The 20,162-nt window shown below is 38.4% G+C and carries 16 protein-coding genes, 1 rRNA gene and 1 other annotated feature; of the genes, 13 read left to right on the top strand and 4 right to left on the bottom strand.

Annotated features, from left to right (window positions below; all coding sequences use genetic code 11):
• The first annotated feature begins 191 nt into the window (after nucleotides 1-191).
• Nucleotides 192-323, top strand: a sequence feature (ribosomal protein L10 leader region).
• Nucleotides 324-371: 48 nt separating this feature from the next.
• Together rplJ and rplL are read left to right on the top strand one after the other, a co-directional pair.
• Entirely contained in the window at nucleotides 372-914 is a 543-nt protein-coding gene (rplJ, locus tag ACEN31_RS08575) for a 50S ribosomal protein L10 (protein WP_407090968.1), read from the top strand.
• A 52-nt stretch (nucleotides 915-966) separates the two neighbouring features.
• On the top strand, nucleotides 967-1,341 hold the full coding sequence (rplL, locus tag ACEN31_RS08570; protein ID WP_138404221.1) for a 50S ribosomal protein L7/L12: 375 nt from the start codon (nucleotides 967-969) through the stop codon (nucleotides 1,339-1,341).
• Between the two features lie 145 nt (nucleotides 1,342-1,486).
• Here rplL and ACEN31_RS08565 read toward each other — a convergent pair whose 3' ends face one another.
• Nucleotides 1,487-2,257 carry an IclR family transcriptional regulator gene (locus tag ACEN31_RS08565; protein ID WP_407109184.1) on the bottom strand — a complete coding sequence of 257 codons (771 nt, stop codon included), beginning with the start codon at nucleotides 2,255-2,257 and terminating at the stop codon, nucleotides 1,487-1,489.
• Between the two features lie 236 nt (nucleotides 2,258-2,493).
• Here ACEN31_RS08565 and ACEN31_RS08560 point away from each other — a divergent pair, with 236 nt between their 5' ends.
• The 6 genes from ACEN31_RS08560 to ACEN31_RS08535 all read left to right on the top strand — a co-directional run bounded on the left by ACEN31_RS08560 (nucleotide 2,494) and on the right by ACEN31_RS08535 (nucleotide 8,120).
• The gene (locus tag ACEN31_RS08560) at nucleotides 2,494-3,297 is read left to right on the top strand and encodes a 2-keto-4-pentenoate hydratase (protein WP_138404219.1); all 804 of its coding nucleotides are present in this window, start codon (nucleotides 2,494-2,496) and stop codon (nucleotides 3,295-3,297) included.
• A gap of 4 nt (nucleotides 3,298-3,301) precedes the next feature.
• Complete coding sequence (locus tag ACEN31_RS08555; RefSeq protein WP_407109183.1) at nucleotides 3,302-4,195, top strand: acetaldehyde dehydrogenase (acetylating); 894 nt, start codon at nucleotides 3,302-3,304, stop codon at nucleotides 4,193-4,195.
• Nucleotide 4,196: 1 nt separating this feature from the next.
• On the top strand, nucleotides 4,197-5,207 hold the full coding sequence (dmpG, locus tag ACEN31_RS08550; RefSeq protein ID WP_407109182.1) for a 4-hydroxy-2-oxovalerate aldolase: 1,011 nt from the start codon (nucleotides 4,197-4,199) through the stop codon (nucleotides 5,205-5,207).
• A gap of 9 nt (nucleotides 5,208-5,216) precedes the next feature.
• Nucleotides 5,217-5,996, top strand: a complete 780-nt coding sequence (locus ACEN31_RS08545) for a 2-keto-4-pentenoate hydratase (protein WP_407109181.1) — start codon at nucleotides 5,217-5,219, stop codon at nucleotides 5,994-5,996.
• A gap of 28 nt (nucleotides 5,997-6,024) precedes the next feature.
• Entirely contained in the window at nucleotides 6,025-7,128 is a 1,104-nt protein-coding gene (locus ACEN31_RS08540) for a VOC family protein (RefSeq protein ID WP_407109180.1), read from the top strand.
• Nucleotides 7,129-7,283: 155 nt separating this feature from the next.
• Nucleotides 7,284-8,120, top strand: coding sequence for an alpha/beta fold hydrolase (locus tag ACEN31_RS08535; protein ID WP_407109179.1), 837 nt, complete (start codon nucleotides 7,284-7,286; stop codon nucleotides 8,118-8,120).
• Nucleotides 8,121-8,191: 71 nt separating this feature from the next.
• On the opposite strand, the gene ACEN31_RS08530 is transcribed toward ACEN31_RS08535, so the two are convergent.
• Both ACEN31_RS08530 and ACEN31_RS08525 read right to left on the bottom strand, forming a co-directional pair.
• Nucleotides 8,192-8,944 (bottom strand): alpha/beta hydrolase, encoded by a 753-nt coding sequence (locus tag ACEN31_RS08530; protein WP_407109178.1) that lies wholly within the window; start codon nucleotides 8,942-8,944, stop codon nucleotides 8,192-8,194.
• Nucleotides 8,945-9,007: 63 nt separating this feature from the next.
• The gene (locus tag ACEN31_RS08525) at nucleotides 9,008-9,880 is read right to left on the bottom strand and encodes a Cof-type HAD-IIB family hydrolase (RefSeq protein WP_138404213.1); all 873 of its coding nucleotides are present in this window, start codon (nucleotides 9,878-9,880) and stop codon (nucleotides 9,008-9,010) included.
• Between the two features lie 102 nt (nucleotides 9,881-9,982).
• Here ACEN31_RS08525 and ACEN31_RS08520 point away from each other — a divergent pair, with 102 nt between their 5' ends.
• The 4 genes from ACEN31_RS08520 to rpoC all read left to right on the top strand — a co-directional run bounded on the left by ACEN31_RS08520 (nucleotide 9,983) and on the right by rpoC (nucleotide 18,696).
• On the top strand, nucleotides 9,983-10,600 hold the full coding sequence (locus tag ACEN31_RS08520) for a class I SAM-dependent methyltransferase (protein WP_407109177.1): 618 nt from the start codon (nucleotides 9,983-9,985) through the stop codon (nucleotides 10,598-10,600).
• 146 nt (nucleotides 10,601-10,746) lie between these two features.
• Nucleotides 10,747-10,935, top strand: coding sequence for a hypothetical protein (locus ACEN31_RS08515; protein ID WP_197104046.1), 189 nt, complete (start codon nucleotides 10,747-10,749; stop codon nucleotides 10,933-10,935).
• A 378-nt stretch (nucleotides 10,936-11,313) separates the two neighbouring features.
• Nucleotides 11,314-14,919 (top strand): DNA-directed RNA polymerase subunit beta, encoded by a 3,606-nt coding sequence (gene rpoB / locus ACEN31_RS08510; protein ID WP_407109176.1) that lies wholly within the window; start codon nucleotides 11,314-11,316, stop codon nucleotides 14,917-14,919.
• 96 nt (nucleotides 14,920-15,015) lie between these two features.
• Entirely contained in the window at nucleotides 15,016-18,696 is a 3,681-nt protein-coding gene (rpoC, locus tag ACEN31_RS08505) for a DNA-directed RNA polymerase subunit beta' (protein ID WP_407109175.1), read from the top strand.
• A 71-nt stretch (nucleotides 18,697-18,767) separates the two neighbouring features.
• Here rpoC and ACEN31_RS08500 read toward each other — a convergent pair whose 3' ends face one another.
• Nucleotides 18,768-19,466, bottom strand: a complete 699-nt coding sequence (locus tag ACEN31_RS08500) for a prepilin peptidase (RefSeq protein ID WP_338486757.1) — start codon at nucleotides 19,464-19,466, stop codon at nucleotides 18,768-18,770.
• A gap of 621 nt (nucleotides 19,467-20,087) precedes the next feature.
• Here ACEN31_RS08500 and ACEN31_RS08495 point away from each other — a divergent pair.
• A 16S ribosomal RNA gene (locus ACEN31_RS08495) occupies nucleotides 20,088-20,162 on the top strand; the annotation flags it as partial.

Raw genomic sequence — 20,162 nt, 5'->3', positions numbered from 1 at the left:
AAAGACTTGAGTTATAAAAGAATCGAAAAGCGACATTTCCCCCATGGGGGAAACCCTATACCTAAAAGTCTAATGGGGTATGTCTTTTGAATAACAATAGTGTTGCATTTGATTTGACAACAGAGGTTCAATAAAAAAAGTTAAAAACATTAATAAAAAGTGTTGACAACACAGTCGGTATCCATTAAGATACTCTATGTGTTAAACGACCGAAGACAGTAAGTGGCAGATGCCTTAATTTCTTACCGAGGAAGTTCCTAAGTGATAAACAACAGGAATGTATCTCTATGTCTAAGGTGACATGGGGGTTTTTTTATTGGATAAAATAATCAATAAATACTCTCTATACCAAAATGACGGAGGTGAACTAATTGGGAAAAAGAAAAGTGACTCTTGAACAAAAACAAAACGAAGTTGCAGAAATCACTGAAGAACTTAAAGGTTCTGCAGGTGTTGTAATTATCGATTACCTAGGTCTTAACGTTACTGAAGTAACAGAATTACGTAAAAACTTACGTGATGCAGGCGTGAAAATGAAAGTTGTGAAAAACACAATCTTACGTAGAGCAGCTGCAGACGCAGGTATTGAAGGTTTAGATGAAGTTTTCGCTGGTCCTACTGCGATTGCTTTCCATTCTGAAGATGTTGTTGCTCCAGCTAAAATTATCGTTGATGCCGCAAAAGATTTAGAAAAATTAGAAATCAAAGGTGGATTAATTGAAGGTGCTGTAGCTACAGTAGCTGAAATCGAAACATTATCTAAATTACCAAGTCGCGAAGGTCTATTATCTATGTTACTATCTGTACTGGAAGCTCCAATGCGCAATACAGCTTCAGTATTATCACAAATGAATCCTGCTCGCAAGATGGCTTATGCGCTTAAAGCTGTTGGTGAAGCAAAAGACGCTGCTTAATGTAGCATAATTAATAAATAAAAAAACACATATAAAACGGAGGAAACAAATCATGGCATTAAACATTGAACAAATTATTGAAGATATCAAATCAGCAACTGTTGTAGAATTAAACGAATTAGTAGAAGCAATCGAAGAAGAATTCGGTGTATCTGCTGCTGCTCCTGTAGCTGTAGCTGCTGCTGGTGGCGCTGGTGAAGCTGCTGCTGAAGAACAAACTGAATTCGACGTTGAATTAACTTCAGCTGGATCAGCTAAAATCAAAGTTATCAAAGCAGTTCGTGAAGCAACTGGTTTAGGACTTAAAGAAGCTAAAGAATTAGTAGATAACGCTCCAAAAGTAATCAAAGAAGGATTATCTAAAGAAGATGCAGAAGCATTAAAAGCTGCAATCGAAGAAGTTGGGGGAGCTGTAGAAGTAAAATAATCTTTGATTATTTAACTTTATACACTCTAAACCAGAGGTTTTTACCTCTGGTTTTTTTGTACAAGAAGATAATTCCTACTATATAAGATACGAAAAGCGACACAGTAATTGAACCTTACTCAATTACTGTGTCACTTTTTATTATTTAACCATCATAGCCTAATCTTTCTGAAGCTTCTTGGGCACCTTGACGTAAGATCCGCATATAGTCTTTTAATTTATCTTTATTCATACGAGTTAAAGGACCAACAATAGAAAGGGCGCAGACAACTTCATTCTCATAATTCCAAACGGGGAAAGCCAGTGAATAATTACCTTCAGTTAATTCACCCACACTAAAACTATACCCTTGGCTACGAACTTTTGATAATTCTTTCTTCAATTGAATTGGATTTGTAATTGTATGCTCTGTAAAAGCAGAGTGTGGAAGCTTAATCGCCTTCTCAATTGTTTCTTCATCTGAATAAGCGAGAAGCACTTTACCAGTACTGGTTGCATGTACCGGATTCTTCATGCCTATTTGTGTATTGATATCTGAATAATAAGGGCCGTTCATCTTATGTATATAGAAGACATCTGTTCCATCGATTGCAGCAATCTGGGCACTTTCATTTGTTCTTTGGACGATATCACTTAAGACCGGACCGACTTCGCGGTAAATTTCATTGGTGTTTGCGAGTATTCCAGCAATTGTTAATAATTTATTACCTAACATGTAACCTTGACTTTGGGGATCACGGGCGAGAAAGTTTTCTTTTTCTAAGGTTCGAACTAATCGACTTACGGTACTTTTTGATAAATCTAACTCTTTAGCCAACTGACTCACATATACCACTGTTCGTGTATTAGAAAACTGCTCTAAGATACGTAAAGCATTGGTGACAGAAGATAGTTGATCACTTTTATTCTTAGTCAATAAGGGAACTCCTTTCCTTGTTTCATATATCGGAACATTTTCATGATAGCGTTATCATTAACAAGAATATAAAATTTGCCTATAAAGGCGTATATATCAATTATAACGCTTTCATCACAAAAAACAACTTTTAATTGTTCCATATAACGAAACACATATGTGAAGTAAGCGTTATCTAGATATATACTATAGGAGAAGTAAGCGGTTACAGATAAACGACAAGGAGTGAAAAATCGATGACTAACTATCCAGATAAAGTTAAGTCACTAGCGAATCATCTCTGGTCAGCCTTTGAAAATCATCAAGGCGTTGAACCAGTGACGAAACTAGAACCTAATTTAACGACAGATGAAGCATATTATGTACAACTCTATAATGTAGATCGTCAATTAGAAGCAGGCAAAACGATTATAGGTAAGAAAATCGGTCTGACATCTAAAGCGATGCAAGAATCATTAGGAGTCGACGAACCAGACTACGGACATTTACTATCAGACATGGTTATCGAAAAAGATACACCAGTCATTTATTCAGACCAAGTTCTTCAACCCCGCGTTGAAGGTGAGTTAGCTTTCATATTAAAAGAAGATTTAACTGGCCCGAATGTCAGTGTTGAAGATGTCTTAAATGCAACTGAGTCGATTGTCGCAGCCATTGAAATTGTCGACAGTCGGGTACAAGACTGGAAGATCACTCTGCAAGATACAGTTGCTGACAACGGATCATCAGCCTTCTATATATTAGGAGACAAGCACTTCAAACCAGAAGATTTAGACCGAATTGGTGTGAAGATGCAATTATTCAAAAATGATGAACTCATAAATGAGGGAGACGGAGCCGCAGTTCTTGGAGACTCAGCTTATTGTGTAGCATGGCTTGCTAACAAGCTTAGCGCTTTTGATATTCAATTAAAAGCAGGCGAAGTTATTCTAGCCGGAGCTTTATCCGCAGCCATTGGTGCAGAAATGTCAGACCAATTTACATGTAAATTCACTGAAGGTTTAGGCGATGTAAGTATCCGCTTCGAAGAAAAGGAGTAAGAATATGACTAAGAAAATTGACGTAGGAATTATCGGTTCTGGAAATATCGGATCTGACTTGATGATGAAACTTCTTCGAAATGATCTGCTTAATCCAACCTATATGATAGGAATCGATGCTGAATCTCGTGGAATGAAGATGGCAGCCGAAAACGGATTAACTACAATTTCGACAGGGATTGATGGGTTAAAAGATGTCGAGAACAAACCAAAGATGTTATTCGATGCTACCTCAGCAAAAGCTCATGAGTATAACAACCAAGTAGCCCAAGAATTAGGTATACAAATGTTTGACTTAACACCTGCAGCCATTGGACCATTTACATCTCCAACGGTAAATATTAATGACCATTTAGACAAAACAAATGTCAACTTAATTACTTGTGGGGGGCAAGCAACGACACCACTTGTAGCGGCGATTAATGATGTCGCTTCAGTAAAATACGCAGAAATTGTCGCAACGATTTCGAGTGCTTCAGCAGGGCCAGGAACACGTGCAAATATTGACGAGTTTACTGAGACAACATCGAAAGCATTAGAGGAAGTAGGGGGCGCAGATAAAGGGAAAGCCATTATTATCCTAAACCCGGCGGAACCACCCATCTTAATGCGCGATACAATTTATGCAATTGTTGAAGAAGACCAATTAGACGAAGAGAAAATTGTAAAAGCCACTAGGGGACGTGAGAAAGAAATCCAAGCCATTGTGCCAGGGTATCGTTTACGTACTGACCCAATTTTTGACGACAATCAAATTACACTTTTCGTAGAAGTAGAAGGCGCAGGCGATTACTTGCCAGTCTACTCAGGAAATTTAGATATTATGACCGCTTCAGCGGTTGGACTTGCTGAGGCATTCGCTAAGAAAATGAATCAAGAAGCTACTGGAGGTGCCTAGGATGAGTAAAGATTTAACATTAGTTGAAGTTGCGCTACGTGACGGATCTCACGTTGTACGACATCAATATACAACAGAGCAAGTCGTATCAATCGTTAAAGGATTGAATGAAGCAAAAGTACCATACATTGAAGTCTCACACGGTGACGGTGTTGGTGGATCTTCAGTACAATACGGTTTTTCAAAAGAACGAGACATTAACTTAATTAAAGCAGCCAAAGAAGTTTCGGACTTTTCAAAGATTGCAGTTCTGCTACTACCGGGGATTGGAACCGTTGAAGATTTAAAAGAAGCAAAAGAAGCGGGAGCAGACATGGTTCGGGTCGCAACTCACTCGACAGAAGCAGACGTTTCAGCTCAACATATTCGCTACGCTAAAAACGAATTGAACATGGAAGTTGTCGGTTTTCTTATGATGGCTCATATGGCCTCTGCCGAAAAATTACTTGAACAAGCAAAACTTATGGAAAGCTATGGTGCCGATGTCGTCTATGTAACAGACTCAGCTGGAGCTTTACTCCCTCATCAAGTGACAGAACGAATTGAATTACTCGTTAACAATCTGGATGTAAAAGTTGGTTTCCATGCCCATAATAATCTTGGACTCGCTGTTGCTAATACTTTAGCAGCAATTGAAGCAGGTGCTACATTTATTGATGGAAGTGCGCGTGCAATGGGAGCTGGAGCTGGAAATACACAGACAGAGGTCTTAGTCGCCGTACTAGATAAATTAGGTTATAACACCGGGGTCGACTTATACAAAATGATGGATGTCGCTCAAGACTTAGTAGCCCCATTAATCGAGACTGAACAGATCATCGACAGCGATAGCTTAATGCTTGGATACGCAGGTGTGTACTCAAGTTTCAGACTATTCGCTCAACGAGCAGCCGAAAAATTCGGTGTAGATTCAAGAGATATTCTAAATGAATTAGGAAAGATAGGAGTGGTAGGTGGACAAGAAGATATGATTGTTGATGTTGCTAGCCAGCTCGCTAAGGAGCAGAAGTAGGGGAGGTATATGGATAATGAGTTGATTCACGATATTGCATCTGAATTAGTGAACGCCGAAGAGAACAAAGTTGCCATCGAACGTTTTACAAAGGAACGCTATCCAGATTTAACAGTTGAACAAGCTTATCACATTCAAGAGGCTCTTATTCAAATTAAACGGATCGACGGTCATAAAGTGATCGCCCCGAAAATGGGATTGACCTCAAAAGCGAAATGGGAGCAAATGAATGTCGATACACCAATCTATGGCTATATATTTGATTCGATGAAAGTAGAGGATGTCATAGTACATTCAAATTATATTCATCCAAAGATTGAACCTGAAATAGGCATTGTATTAGCTGAAGATATAAAAGGACCCGGCGTGACGCGTGAAGATGTATTAAATAATATTGCTTATGTCTTCAGTGCAGTTGAAATTATTGACAGCCGCTATAAAGACTTCGATTTCAAGTTGAGTGATGTGATTGCAGACAATTCATCGGCAAAAGGTTATATCTTCTCAAAGCAGAAGATTCAAAGTGATCAATTAGATTTAGCAAAAGAAAAAGTTGAAATAGTAAAAAATGGAAGCGTTATCGCAACAGGCTCAGGAAAAAATGTTCTAAACCACCCAGCAGAATCCATCGTAGAATTGGCTAACATGCTTGGTGAGCAAGGTCAGATAGTGAAAAAAGGTGAACCAATCATGACTGGTGGAATGACCTCAGCAGTCTTGATAGAACCCGGTGATGTTATAGAGATTAACTACACAACATTACCAACAATAAAAGTGGACGTAAAATAATATTAAAAATAAAAAGGAGAAATTTATTATGACAAACCAAATGACGGAACCAATTTTCGATACGCATCAATTAGCCTTTACAGAATTATTTACACCAGTACTTAGAGACTCGCTAGAATTCTTTACTAAAGTATTAGGAATGACAATCGTTCATGAGCAAGGTGACTCGATCTACTTACGTGCATATGAAGATGTTTACTTATACTCATTAATTTTAACTAAAGCTAAAGAAGCTGGAATGGGATTCTCAGCATTCCGTACAAGTTCAAAACCTGCCTTAGACCGTCGTGTAGCAGCACTAAAAGAAGCTGGCGTTGAAGTAGAAGAACGTACAGATAACTATGGATACGGAACATCATATCGCTTTAAAGATTTAGATGGGCACGTACTTGAATTATTCTGGGAAGTTGAGAAATTCAAAGCACCAGAGAGAATTGCTTCAAGTTTAAATAACCGTGCGCAACGTAAACCAGCTCGTGGGGTGCCAGTTCGTCGTATTGATCATGTTAACTTATTAACGAATCCAGCAAACGTTCAGAAGAACGCAGAATTCTACCGTGATTTATTAGGATTCAACATTCGTGAAGGTGTATTAAATGAAGATGGCGAATTCTTTGCGACATGGTTATCAGTATCACCACTAGTGCATGAGGTTGCATTAATGGGAGATGAGCTCGGAGGTAGTGGACGTTTCCACCACTTGGCTTACTGGTACGGAATTCCTCAACATTTAAATGACTTATCAGAATTATGTATCGAACATGGTATTCCAATTGAAGCTGGACCATTAAAACACGGGGTATCTCAAGCACTATGTATGTACATTATTGAACCAGGTGGAAACCGTATTGAGCTATTCGGAGATTCTGGATACTTAATCTTTGATCCAGATTGGGAAACAGTTGAATGGGCTCCAGAAGATGCTGCTAAAGCAATCATTTGGTATGGTGGAGAATTACCAGAAACATACTTCCGTTACGGTACACCACGTATTAAAGATGAAACAGATGCGTTGAACTGCTACTATAACCCAATTAAAACATCGCTTGATAAAGAAGGATTCATTTCGCATCTTTCTGCAGAGCGAGAAGACAATCTGTACAATACATTCAATTTTGATATAGAAGAGTAAGACAGTAAAAAAATAGAGGTGGATGTTACATCCACCTTTTATTATAAATTAAAACAGTTTCGTTATGTGAGACGATAAGCTGAAAGTGAAAGCCCTATCTCTTATAATGGAACATGTAGATGTGATGCAAGCGAATATATAAGGAGGAAATTTTAATGAGTAGACCAGAAATTGGAAAAAGCGTTAAAACAGGTGAATTTACAACGAACTATCTTGAAGTTGGAGAGAATAACGGTGGCGTTCCATTAGTATTTATCCACGGATCAGGTCCAGGTGTATCAGCTTATGCTAACTGGCGTTTAGTATTGCCAGAAGTTGGCGTAGATAACCATGCATACGCATTAGATATGGTAGGTTTCGGTTATTCTGATAAGCCAACAGGTGATGAGGTAGATTTCGGTATTGAGTTATGGACACAACAAATCTTAGATTTCCTAGATGCCTTAGATATTGAGAAAGCTAACTTAGTTGGGAACTCATTCGGTGGATCTCTAGCTATTTCAGTTGCACTTAAAGCACCAGACCGTGTTAACAAAATTATCACAATGGGTGCCATGGGTGTTGAAATGGATATGCCATACGGACTGAACGAAGTTTGGGGTTACAAAGGAACAAGAGAACATATGGCTGAGTTAATTGATTTATTCGCTTATGACAAAAAATTTGCGACTGAAGAATTAATTACTGTTCGTCATGAAGCAAGTCAAGAGCCTGGCTTCCATGAAGCATTCAGTTCAATGTTCCCACATCCACGCCAAAGCTCTGCGGATAACTTATCGTTCCCAGACGAAGAAATTAAGAAAATCAAACATAAAACTTTATTAGTTCATGGACGTGAAGATAAAGTTGTTCCAGTAGAAAACTCATATCGATTAATCAATCTACTTGAAAACTCTGATTTACATATCTTCGGAAAATGTGGTCACTGGGTACAAATTGAGAAATCACTTGAATTCTCTGCATTAGTGAATGACTTCGTAAAAGAAGACTAATATGTCATTCAAACTTTATAAATGATAAAAACCTGAAGAACTCATACTAGATGTGAGTTCTTCAGGCTTTTTTATGACCAAGCAAGTTGATCAAGGTAGTCAATTAAGGCTGCTTGAAAGTCACGAAAAGCAGGGCTAGTCGTTATGACATGGCGACCATCTTGGAAACTATCAAGGTGAACCGTTGCGTGAGTTAATTTACTCGCAATATCATCTTGCGTCTTAGGATCAATCAGCTCATCTTGAATTGATTTAGCAATGTAAGTAGGTGTCGTAACTTTCGGTAAGTTATCACGAACACCAATAATTAACTCATCAATTTGCTCGATTTGCTGATTCATTAATGGGGTCAAGCTTTCAACTTCCTGTTGAATATCTTCATCGGACCATTTTCTATGTGAAAGAATTCGGCGGATGGAGCTTGTGATGTATCTTCGAATAGGTGTTGGGTCTAGGCCATTAATACATGGACTGTTGAAGGCGCCAATTGCGGTGAAGTGATTTGGGTACTTTTGAGCGGCATTCAAAGCTAATATTCCTCCTAGAGACAGCCCCATAATTGCAATTTGCTCATAACCCTCATCTTCTAAGAACTGAATCGCTTCATCAACTTGCTGAATCCATTCATTAGGATGGACCTCGAATAAATCGCCCACAGGTTTTGTCCCATGTCCTGCTAGGTTAAAAGCATAGACACTGTAACCAGCCTTGCGAAGGGCTCTAGCCGTTCGTCCAATTTCTTGAATGCTTCCGACAAAGCCGTGTAATAATAAAACACAACGTGGACCTTCTTGATAATAGATAGTGTCTTTTGAGTCAGGCATGTTAATTCTCTCCTTTAATAAAAAACAAGCAATATAACGGGTGTTATACTGCTTGTCAAAGTTTTATAATTGGTTTAAAATTTCTTCGATGACAACAGCAACGCCGTCTTCCCGGTGTGAAGGAGCTATAAACTTAGCCATTTCTTTCACTTCTGGTGACGCATTATCCATGGCATAACTATGTCCTGCCATTTGTAACATCGAGCGATCATTTAATGAGTCCCCGATAGTCGCAACGTCTTCCATAGCAATACCGCGAGAAGCTGCATACTCAGCAACTGCAAACCCTTTTTGAGCTTTTGAATGTGTGACTTCTAAGTTATCTGGTCCCGAAGACGTAATGTCTAAATCTTCATAGCCTTCAAAAGTTTTAAGGAAGTTAGGCAACTTGCTATCAGAGGGTTCGCCGAAAATCATAAATTTTAGAGCAGTGGTATCATCTGTATAACTAAACTCACTCATATCTTTAATGTAAGCAAGTTCATGAATGAACTGCGCATCACTGGAATAAGCATCGTCTGTTTCGATATTGGTATATTTCTCGATTTCTAATTTGCGAAGCATTCCCTTCACACGATTAACGAAAGCTTCTTTATCTCCTACATAGAAGTATTTATCCGTCATGACTGAATAAGCCGTTTTAGTTTCTTCTAGGTAGTTCAGCATTTCTTTAACAGTATCAATTTCTAACGGGATTTTTGTTTCGATGTCACCATCTAAGTTGTAGACGGCGGCCCCATTTAAGTTAATCATTTTACAGTTGATTTTATGAGCATCTAACATTGGTCTTGCTGAATTGTAGGCACGCCCAGTAGCGATCACAAATTCGATGCCTGCTTGTTGTAGCGCCTTAATTGCTTTCGCATTTCTTTCAGAAACCACGTGTTCTTCATTGAGAAGCGTCCCATCCATATCCGAGACAAATAACTTAACCATTTAATATCCTCCAATAATTTTTAGATTATTTTCTAGCTATAGTTTAACATGAATCAAAATAAAGTGATATGATATTGCTAAGTATATAAAGAGGTGAAGCATATGAATGAACAATATTTTTCTAATAATCCCCAAAGTCAACATCAAGAAAAGCAACTAGATACTGTAGTAAATGGGTTCAATCTTAAATTGATTACCGATAGCGGTGTGTTCTCAAAAGACCGCGTAGACTATGGATCACAGCGTTTAGTAGAGACGTTTATGGAAGAGAAACAAGTCCTTGAAGGTCAAAAAATTTTAGAATTAGGTAGTGGTTATGGACCAATCGTTATAACCTTAGCTAAAGCATTTCCTCAAGCCTCGATTACCGCTGTGGAATTAAACGAGCGAGCCTATCACCTTGCCCAGAGAAATAGCTCATTGAATCAAGTTGGGACGATTCAATGGTTACTAGATGATGCGACATCAGTCGATCTGAACGGAGAGGTTTTCGATTATGTTCTAACCAACCCACCGATTAGAGCAGGAAAACAGACGGTTCATCAGTTTATTACCCATAGCTACAAGCAATTGAAACCAGGAGGCTCCTTATGGGTCGTCATCCAGAAGAAACAAGGAGCACCATCTTTATATAAACATATGGAAGATATTTTTGGTAATGCTGAGAAAGTAAAGCAAGATAAAGGTTACTGGATATTAACGAGTGAGAAAATCATGTAAAAAATATAAAATATGACGATACAGCCTAATATTGGAGTGTCATTTTAATCATGATATAATTATATTAAGGGTAAGGTAGTAGTTCCGTTACAGTGCCAATCAACCTGACAAAGATGCAAAGACAACATAATAGGAGGTTTGCTGTTATGAGTTTCAATAGTGTCCATGATGCACATCGACGAGCGGTTATACAAACGCAACAGGCAATAGTGAAAGAAAGTCGAGATAACAATAAGAAAGACAACAAGAAACATTTTAACGTAGATGATACTACACGAGTAGTGAAGGCAGATACATGGGTGGAGCGGTTAAAACAAAGACTAGCTAAAAAATAGTAGACATGCGAACATTAAATAAGCTAAGAAGAGTGAGTTTAACTTACTCTTCTTTGTATTGTTTCCACCAAAAAATTCGAAACGAGTTGTAAGTAAGCGTGTTAATGATAAATAAGACAAAAAGTATTGACATAGGACTAAAGTTCTAGTAATATAGATAAACGCAAAGAATAGGTATAGATGAAGAGATCACCGCTGAAATATTGTCCAGTCGGTGTTTTCGCCAGAATAAAACAAAAGATTGAGTCGCTTTTTCCAAGAGTCCACAATCCTTTGTTATTTTTTTGCCCAAAATTGAGTAAAAAAAGCAAGTGTAACGCAATGTTAATACTTGTAACAATTCTGTAATATCTAACTTAGTTCTAAAATTTATAAGGGGTGAAGAGCTTGAGTAATCATCATATTGTGAAATATGGTAAAAAAGCAGAGCGTCGTAGTTATTCACGTATTAACGAAGTACTAGAATCACCAAACTTAATCGAAATCCAAACTGATTCATATCAGTGGTTCCTTGAGGATGGGTTAAAAATTATGTTTGAGGATATCTCACCAATCGTTGACCACACAGAAAACTTAGAGTTACATTTTGTAGACTATGAATTTAGAGAAGCGAAATATAACGTCGACGAAGCAAGAAGTCATGATGCAAACTTTTCTCAGCCAATTTACGTAAAATTACGTTTAGTGAATCGTGAGACAAATGAAGTAAAAGAACAAGTTGTTTTCTTTGGGGACTTCCCAATGATGACAGAAATGGGAACATTCATTATTAATGGAGCGGAACGTGTTATCGTTTCTCAATTAGTACGTTCGCCGAGTGTATATTTCCATGATCGCCTAGATAAGAAAAACCGTCACACATTTACATCAACAGTCATTCCAAACCGTGGTGCATGGTTAGAATTTGAAACGGATGCTAAAGGTGTTGCGTATGTACGTATTGACCGTACACGTAAATTACCATTAACAGAATTAGTTCGTGCTTTAGGATTCGGATCAGATGAAGAAATCTATGATATCTTAACTGAATCAGAATTATTAAACACAACCATCGACAAAGACGTACATAAAAACGTTGCTGACACTCGTGTGGAAGAAGCACTTAAAGATGTGTACGAACGTCTACGTCCAGGTGAGCCAAAAACTGCGGAAAGTGCAAGAAACTTATTAACAGCTCGTTTCTTTGACCCACGCCGTTATGACTTAGCGCCTGTTGGACGCTACAAGATCAACAAAAAACTTCACTTAAGATACCGTTTATTAGGCTTAACATTAGCTGAAACTTTAGCGGATCCTGAAACTGGAGAAGTATTGTTCACTGAAGGTACTAAACTAGAGCAAGATGACATTGAAAAATTAGTTCCTTATTTAGATAAAGGCTTAAACATGGTGACGTTACACCCTGCTCCAGAAGCAGTTGTTGCAGAACCAATCGATGTACAAGTTGTTCGTGTTTATTCACCAGAAGATCCAGAACAAATTATTAATATTATTGGTAATGGTCATCTGACTGAAGAAGTTAAGAGCTTAACACCAGCAGATATCATTGCTTCAATTAACTATTACTTATTCCTAGACTATGGTATTGGTGGAACAGACGACATTGACCACTTAGGTAACCGTCGTATTCGTTCAGTAGGGGAATTATTACAAAACCAATTCCGTATCGGATTATCCCGTATGGAACGTGTTGTTCGTGAACGTATGTCACTACAAGATACATCGTCAATGACACCACAACAATTAATTAACATTCGTCCTGTAGTTGCTGCAATCAAAGAATTCTTTGGTTCATCTCAACTATCTCAATTCATGGACCAATCAAACCCACTGGGTGAGTTAACACATAAACGTCGTCTATCAGCCTTAGGACCTGGGGGATTAACCCGTGACCGTGCTGGATACGAGGTACGTGACGTGCATTACTCTCACTACGGTCGTATGTGTCCAATTGAGACACCGGAGGGACCAAACATTGGGTTAATTAACTCACTCGCAACTTATGCGAAAATCAACGAGTTTGGCTTCATTGAAACGCCATTCCGTAAAGTTGACCGTGAAACAAACCGTGCAACTGAAGAAATCCATTATTTATCAGCAGATGAGGAAGATTTATATATCGTTGCGCAAGCAAACTCATTACTGAATGAAGATGGAACATTTACAAACGAAACTGTTATGGCTCGTTACAAGTCTGAGAATATCGAAGTTCCAAGAGAACAAGTCGATTTCATGGATGTATCGCCTAAACAGGTTGTATCAGTTGCGACGGCATCAATTCCTTTCTTGGAAAACGATGACTCGAACCGTGCCCTAATGGGAGCGAACATGCAACGTCAAGCTGTTCCATTGATTAATCCTAAAGCACCATATATTGGTACTGGTATGGAATATCAAGCAGCACATGACTCAGGAGCAGCATTATTATGTAAACGTCCTGGTACAGTTACTTATGTAGATGCAGACCGTATTCGCGTTAAATTGGAAGATGGATCATTCGATGATTACCGTTTAACTAAATTTGCTCGTTCGAATGCTGGTACATGTTATAATCAACGACCAATTATTGAATCAGGTGAAACTGTTGCTAAAGGAGATATCTTAGCGGATGGACCTTCAATGGAAAATGGAGAAATGGCCTTAGGTCAAAACCCATTAGTAGCCTTCATGACTTGGGATGGATATAACTACGAGGATGCGATCATCATGTCAGAACGACTTGTTAAAGATGACGTATATACTTCAATTCATATTAAAGAATATGAATCAGAAGCTCGTGATACTAAGTTAGGACCTGAAGAAATTACACGCGAAATCCCGAACGTTGGGGAAGACGCACTTAAATATCTAGACAAAGACGGAATCATTGCTATCGGTGCTGAAGTCCGTGATGGGGACATTTTAGTAGGTAAAGTAACACCTAAAGGTGTAACAGAATTATCTGCAGAAGAACGCCTATTACATGCAATCTTCGGTGAGAAAGCACGTGAAGTCCGCGATACATCACTACGTGTACCACATGGTGGAGGCGGAATCGTTCATGACGTGAAGATCTTTACGCGTGAAAACGGAGACGAATTATCACCAGGAGTAAACATGTTAGTACGTGTTTACATTGTACAAAAACGTAAAATTAGTGAAGGAGATAAAATGGCCGGACGTCACGGTAATAAAGGGGTTGTCTCTTTAATCGTGCCTGAAGAAGATATGCCATTCTTACCTGATGGAACACCAGTGGACATTATGCTGAACCCATTAGGGGTACCTTCACGTATGAACATCGGACAAGTATTCGAACTTCACCTTGGAATGGCTGCTCGTGAGATGGGTATTAATATCTCTACACCAGTATTCGATGGTGCAAGTGAAGAAGACGTTTGGGAGACAATCAAAGAAGCTGGTTTAGCAAACGATGCTAAGACTACTTTATATGATGGTCGAACAGGGGAACCATTTGACCGTAAAGTATCGGTTGGTGTTATGTACATGCTTAAATTAGGACACATGGTTGACGACAAGATCCATGCTCGTTCAACTGGACCTTACTCATTAGTAACGCAACAACCATTAGGTGGTAAAGCACAATTTGGTGGACAACGTTTTGGTGAGATGGAGGTTTGGGCCCTTGAAGCTTATGGTGCAGCTTACACATTACAAGAGATTCTAACTTACAAGTCAGATGACGTTGTAGGACGTGTGAAGACTTATGAAGCCATTGTAAAAGGTGAGCCAATTCCAAAACCAGGAGTGCCTGAATCATTCCGAGTATTAGTCAAAGAATTACAATCACTAGGATTAGACTTACAAGTACTTGATTCAGAACACAAAGAGATCGACTTACAAGACGATGAAGAAGATGACGATATCATTAACTTTAACGCCTTAGAAAAATACAAAGAAGATCAAAAGCAAGCAAGTCAACAACAAGCAGTTAATAAACCAGTTGCTGCAAGCGAAGCTGTAGAGAAAAACACTGATAAATAATTAAAAGTTAGTATAACAGGATAGATTGATAAGAGGACCACTCTTTAAACGAGTGGCTCTGTCGACTATCGGCAATTTTATAAGGAGGTTGGCCCTTTGATAGATGTTAATACTTTTGAATCAATGCAGATTGGTTTAGCATCCCCAGAGAAAATCCGTAGTTGGTCATACGGTGAAGTTAAAAAGCCAGAAACAATTAATTACCGTACATTAAAACCAGAAAAAGATGGCTTATTCTGTGAGCGTATTTTTGGTCCGTCAAAAGACTGGGAATGTGCGTGTGGTAAGTACAAACGTATTCGCTATAAAGGTCGTGTTTGTGAACGTTGTGGTGTAGAAGTTACACGTTCTAAAGTACGTCGTGAACGCATGGGGCATATTGAATTAGCCGCTCCAGTAACTCACGTATGGTATTTCAAAGGAATTCCAAGTCGCATGGGGCTTATCCTTGATTTAAGTCCACGTTTATTAGAAGAAGTTATTTACTTTGCTTCTTATATCGTGATTGAATCAGGTGATACACCTTTAGAAGTTAAATCACTATTAACTGAGACAGAATACCGTGAAAAACGCCGTGAATTCGGTAATCGATTTAAAGCTAAAATGGGAGCCGAAGCAATCGGTGACTTATTAGCAGCTGTTGATATCGAAGCAGAAGTAGCAGAATTAAAAGAGACGCTAAAAACAGCGACTGGACAAAAACGTACGCGTGCGATTCGTCGTCTTGATATTCTAGACTCATTCTTAGAATCAGGTAACGATCCAACTTGGATGATTATGGACGCACTACCAGTAATTCCACCAGAATTACGTCCAATGGTACAACTTGAAGGTGGACGTTTTGCAACAAGTGACTTAAACGATTTATACCGTCGTGTTATTAACCGTAACAACCGTCTAAAACGTTTATTAGATCTTGGAGCACCAAACATCATCGTTCAAAATGAGAAACGTATGCTACAAGAAGCCGTTGACTCATTAGTTGATAACGGTCGTCGTGGTCGTGCTGTAACTGGTCCGGGTAACCGCCCATTGAAATCACTATCACATATGTTAAAAGGTAAGCAAGGGCGTTTCCGTCAAAACTTACTTGGTAAACGTGTGGACTATTCTGGACGTTCAGTAATCGTCGTTGGACCATCATTAAAAATGTACCAATGTGGATTACCAAAAGAAATGGCTATTGAATTATTCAAACCATTTGTAATGAAAGAATTAGTTGAACGTGATATCGCAGGAAATATTAAAAACGCGAAAAAAATGATTGAAACTCAAGATGACGCAATTTGGCCAGTCATTGAAGATGTAATTAAAGAACACCCGGTTCTATTAAACAGAGCACCTACGCTTCACCGTTTAGGTATTCAAGCTTTCGAACCAGTAATCGTTGAAGGTAAAGCGATTCGTCTTCACCCATTAGTGTGTGAAGCTTATAACGCCGACTTCGATGGTGACCAAATGGCTGTTCACGTTCCGTTATCTGAAGAAGCTCAAGCAGAAGCAAGACTATTAATGTTAGCTGCACAACATATCCTGAACCCTAAAGATGGTAAACCAGTTGTTACACCATCACAAGATATGGTTTTAGGTAACTACTACTTAACATTAGAAGAAGAAGGACGTATCGGAGAAGGTACGGTGTTCTCTTCTGTAAGTGAAGTTGAATTAGCTTACCAAAACGGATATGTACACTTACATTCACGTATTGCCATTCCTGCAGCTTCATTAGAAGGAAAACCATTTACAGATTGGCAAAAAGAACGTTTAATGGTAACGACTGTTGGTAAAGTGATTATTAACCAAATCATGCCAGAAGAGTTCCCATACTTAAACGAGCCAACAACTGAAAACTTAATTGAACGCACACCTGATAAATACTTCATCGAGCATGGAGTAGATGTCAAAGAAGCGATTAAAGAAATGGACTTAGTTCCTCCATTCAAGAAAAAACATTTAGGTAACGTGATCGCAGAAGTGTTCAAACGTTATCAAGTTACTGAAACATCTATCATGCTTGATAAGATGAAAGACTTAGGTTATAAATACTCAACTCGATCAGGTATTACTGTTGGGGTTGCGGACGTTATTAACTTAGATACTAAAGAAGGAATCATTACAGATGCTCATGACCGCGTTGAGAAAATCACTAAGCAATATCGCCGTGGTTTAATCACTGAAGATGAGCGTTATAATAATGTTATCCGTACTTGGGAACGTGCGAAAGACCAAATTCAAAACGAACTGGTTGAAAAACTTCCACGTCTTAACCCAATTAACATGATGTCTGACTCTGGTGCCCGTGGTAATATCTCTAACTTCACTCAGTTAGCTGGTATGCGTGGTAACATGGCGGCTCCAAGTGGTAAGATTATCGAGTTACCGATCACATCGAACTTCCGTGAGGGATTAAACGTACAAGAAATGTTTATCTCTACCCATGGGGCTCGTAAAGGTATGACCGATACTGCCTTGAAGACAGCCGATTCAGGTTACTTAACACGTCGTTTAGTTGATGTGGCACAAGATGTTATCGTTCGTGAAGATGACTGTGGAACAGACAAAGGTTTAGTAATTAGAGCGATTAAAGATGGAAATAGTGTCATTGAATCACTAGAAGAACGTCTAATCGGTCGTTACTTACAAAAAACTTTACGTCACCCAGAAACAAATGAAGTTATTATCTCTAATAACGAATTAATTACAGAAGATATCGCGCAACAAATTATTGCTGCTGGTATCGAAGAAGTAACGATTCGCTCAGTATTCACTTGTGATACGATTCATGGTGTATGTAAACACTGTTATGGACGTAACTTAGCGACTGGAGACGAAGTTGAAGTTGGTGAAGCAGTTGGTACAATCGCTGCCCAATCAATTGGTGAGCCTGGTACACAATTAACAATGCGTACATTCCATACGGGTGGGGTTGCCGGTGGTGGAGATATCACTCAAGGTCTTCCTCGTATCCAAGAGATCTTTGAAGCACGTAACCCTAAAGGGTTAGCTCAAATCACAGAAGTGGCTGGAGAGATTGAAGCAATCGAAGAGAAAGCTTCAGATCGTACTAAAGATATTACTGTTCGTGGTATTACAGATACACGTACATATAACGTGCCATTCCAATCAAGACTTAAAGTTACTGTTGGAGAAACTGTAGAACGTGGTCAAGCCTTAACAGAAGGTTCAATTGATCCGAAAGAATTACTACGTGTAACTGATGTTATCACTGTTGAAAACTATCTATTACATGAAGTACAAAATGTTTACCGTGGACAAGGGGTAGAAATCGGAGATAAACACGTGGAAGTAATGGTTCGCCAAATGCTTCGTAAAGTACGTGTTATGGACCCAGCTTCTACAGATATCTTGCCAGGTGCATTATTAGATATCGCTGACTTCTCTAAAGCCAACGAAGCGGCAATCAAAGCAGGAGAAGTTCCTGCAACTGCACGTCCAGTTTTACTAGGAATTACAAAAGCAGCTCTAGAGACAAATTCATTTATCTCAGCTGCATCATTCCAAGAAACGACACGTGTCTTAACTGACGCTGCTATTCGTGGAGATCGTGACGAATTGATTGGATTGAAAGAGAACGTTATTATCGGTAAACTAATTCCTGCCGGCACTGGTATGAACCGTTACCGTTCACTTGAAACATCAACTTCTGAAGATATCGAACGAATTTTAGAAGAAGAAAGAATTGCGAAAGAAAAAGCCGAAGCTGAAAAAGCTGAAGCGGAAAAAGAAGAGAAAGACGCTAAGTCTTCATTTAAATAATTAAATATCTTCATATGCAAACGCCCGCTCACTGAGTTAAATTAGTGAGCGGGCGTTTTTGTATTCATATTCTAGATCGAGAGGATGCAATACAGACCAAAAAATATAAATGGGAAAAATGGTAAAGCGCCTGTGGACTTAAATCTAAATAAGTAACCAAATAAGAAATAAAATAGGGCGGTAGCGGAAGTAATGAACAAAAACATAGGGAATAGAGAAACAGGGATACATAATGAAAGAATCGTAAAGACTTTAATATCTGCCCCTCCAATAGAAGCAGGCCTTAGTGTGTTAAAGACGAAGAAAGAACTAAAAGTTGCTAGCGCAAGCAATAATTGATTGCCAAAATCAAGCTCACTTACATATACAATATACAAAACAAGACATAAAAGTATTAACTGAAGCATATCAGGAACCATCATGGCATGTATATCACAGTAGATCATTAATAAACTTACTAAAGCAAAGGCCATGATAAAGTAGATGTGATACTCCTTAAACACAAAGCTAGTCCATACGAACAAAAGGCCACTCATGACTTCGACTATTATATAGAAGGAACTCGTTGGCTTCTGGCAGTAGCGACACCTAAATCGACTTAAGACTTGAGAAACGATTGGAATCAAATCAAAAGCTTTAAGTGTAGTAGAGCAATGATCACAAGTAGAGCGACGAGTTAAACAGATTTGCTGGTGTACCCAATCAAAAGCAAAGCAATAAGCAAAGGATCCAAGACAACTACCGATAACAAACTGAAAAATATACATCATATAAAAACCTCCTAATGATATATACAAGAAAAAAAGCCAATTCCATTATTAAATTTACGTAAAGTAGAAAATAATAGATAAATGCTAAAAAAAGGTTGACCTATAGCTGAATTTCATGCTATATTAGTTCTTGCTGTTACGAGACAAAGTAACTAATATCTAACAGCAAAGAATGTTTACATTAAATTTACAAATAATTTACAAAACTATTGACAGATTGTAAATGCAGTGTTAACATTATATAAGTCGTTACAGTAATGTTTGTAGCGGTTACAAAGAAAACCAAAAACGCATAAGAAATTCAAAAAACTTTAATTAGTTATTGACATTGTTATGGCGCACATGGTATTATTTAAAAGTTGTCTTAGCAGACAACGAGCACGAGAAATCAAATAAATACTTTTAAAAAGTTATTGACTTTGACTTCATAAACGTGCTATACTAATAAAGTTGCATCACAACCGCAACGAAAGCTCATTGAAAACTGAACAAAGATAAACACACCAAATGTGTAAGGGGATCTGTTCTACGGAACAGACAACCAAACAATTTCGCTGGACGACCACCAGTTAAAAAAGGTCAACAAAGCTAGAATAGTAATGAGCAAAAGCTCAAACAATCAATTATGAGAGTTTGATCCTGGCTCAGGACGAACGCTGGCGGCGTGCCTAATACATGCAAGTCGAACGCACTGAC

Origin of the sequence: Ruoffia sp. FAM 26255 (assembly GCF_045528525.1) — a bacterium.
GTDB lineage: Bacteria > Bacillota > Bacilli > Lactobacillales > Aerococcaceae > Ruoffia > Ruoffia tabacinasalis.
Note: the sequence above shows the minus strand (reverse complement) of the source record. Positions and strands in the feature narration are given on the sequence as shown.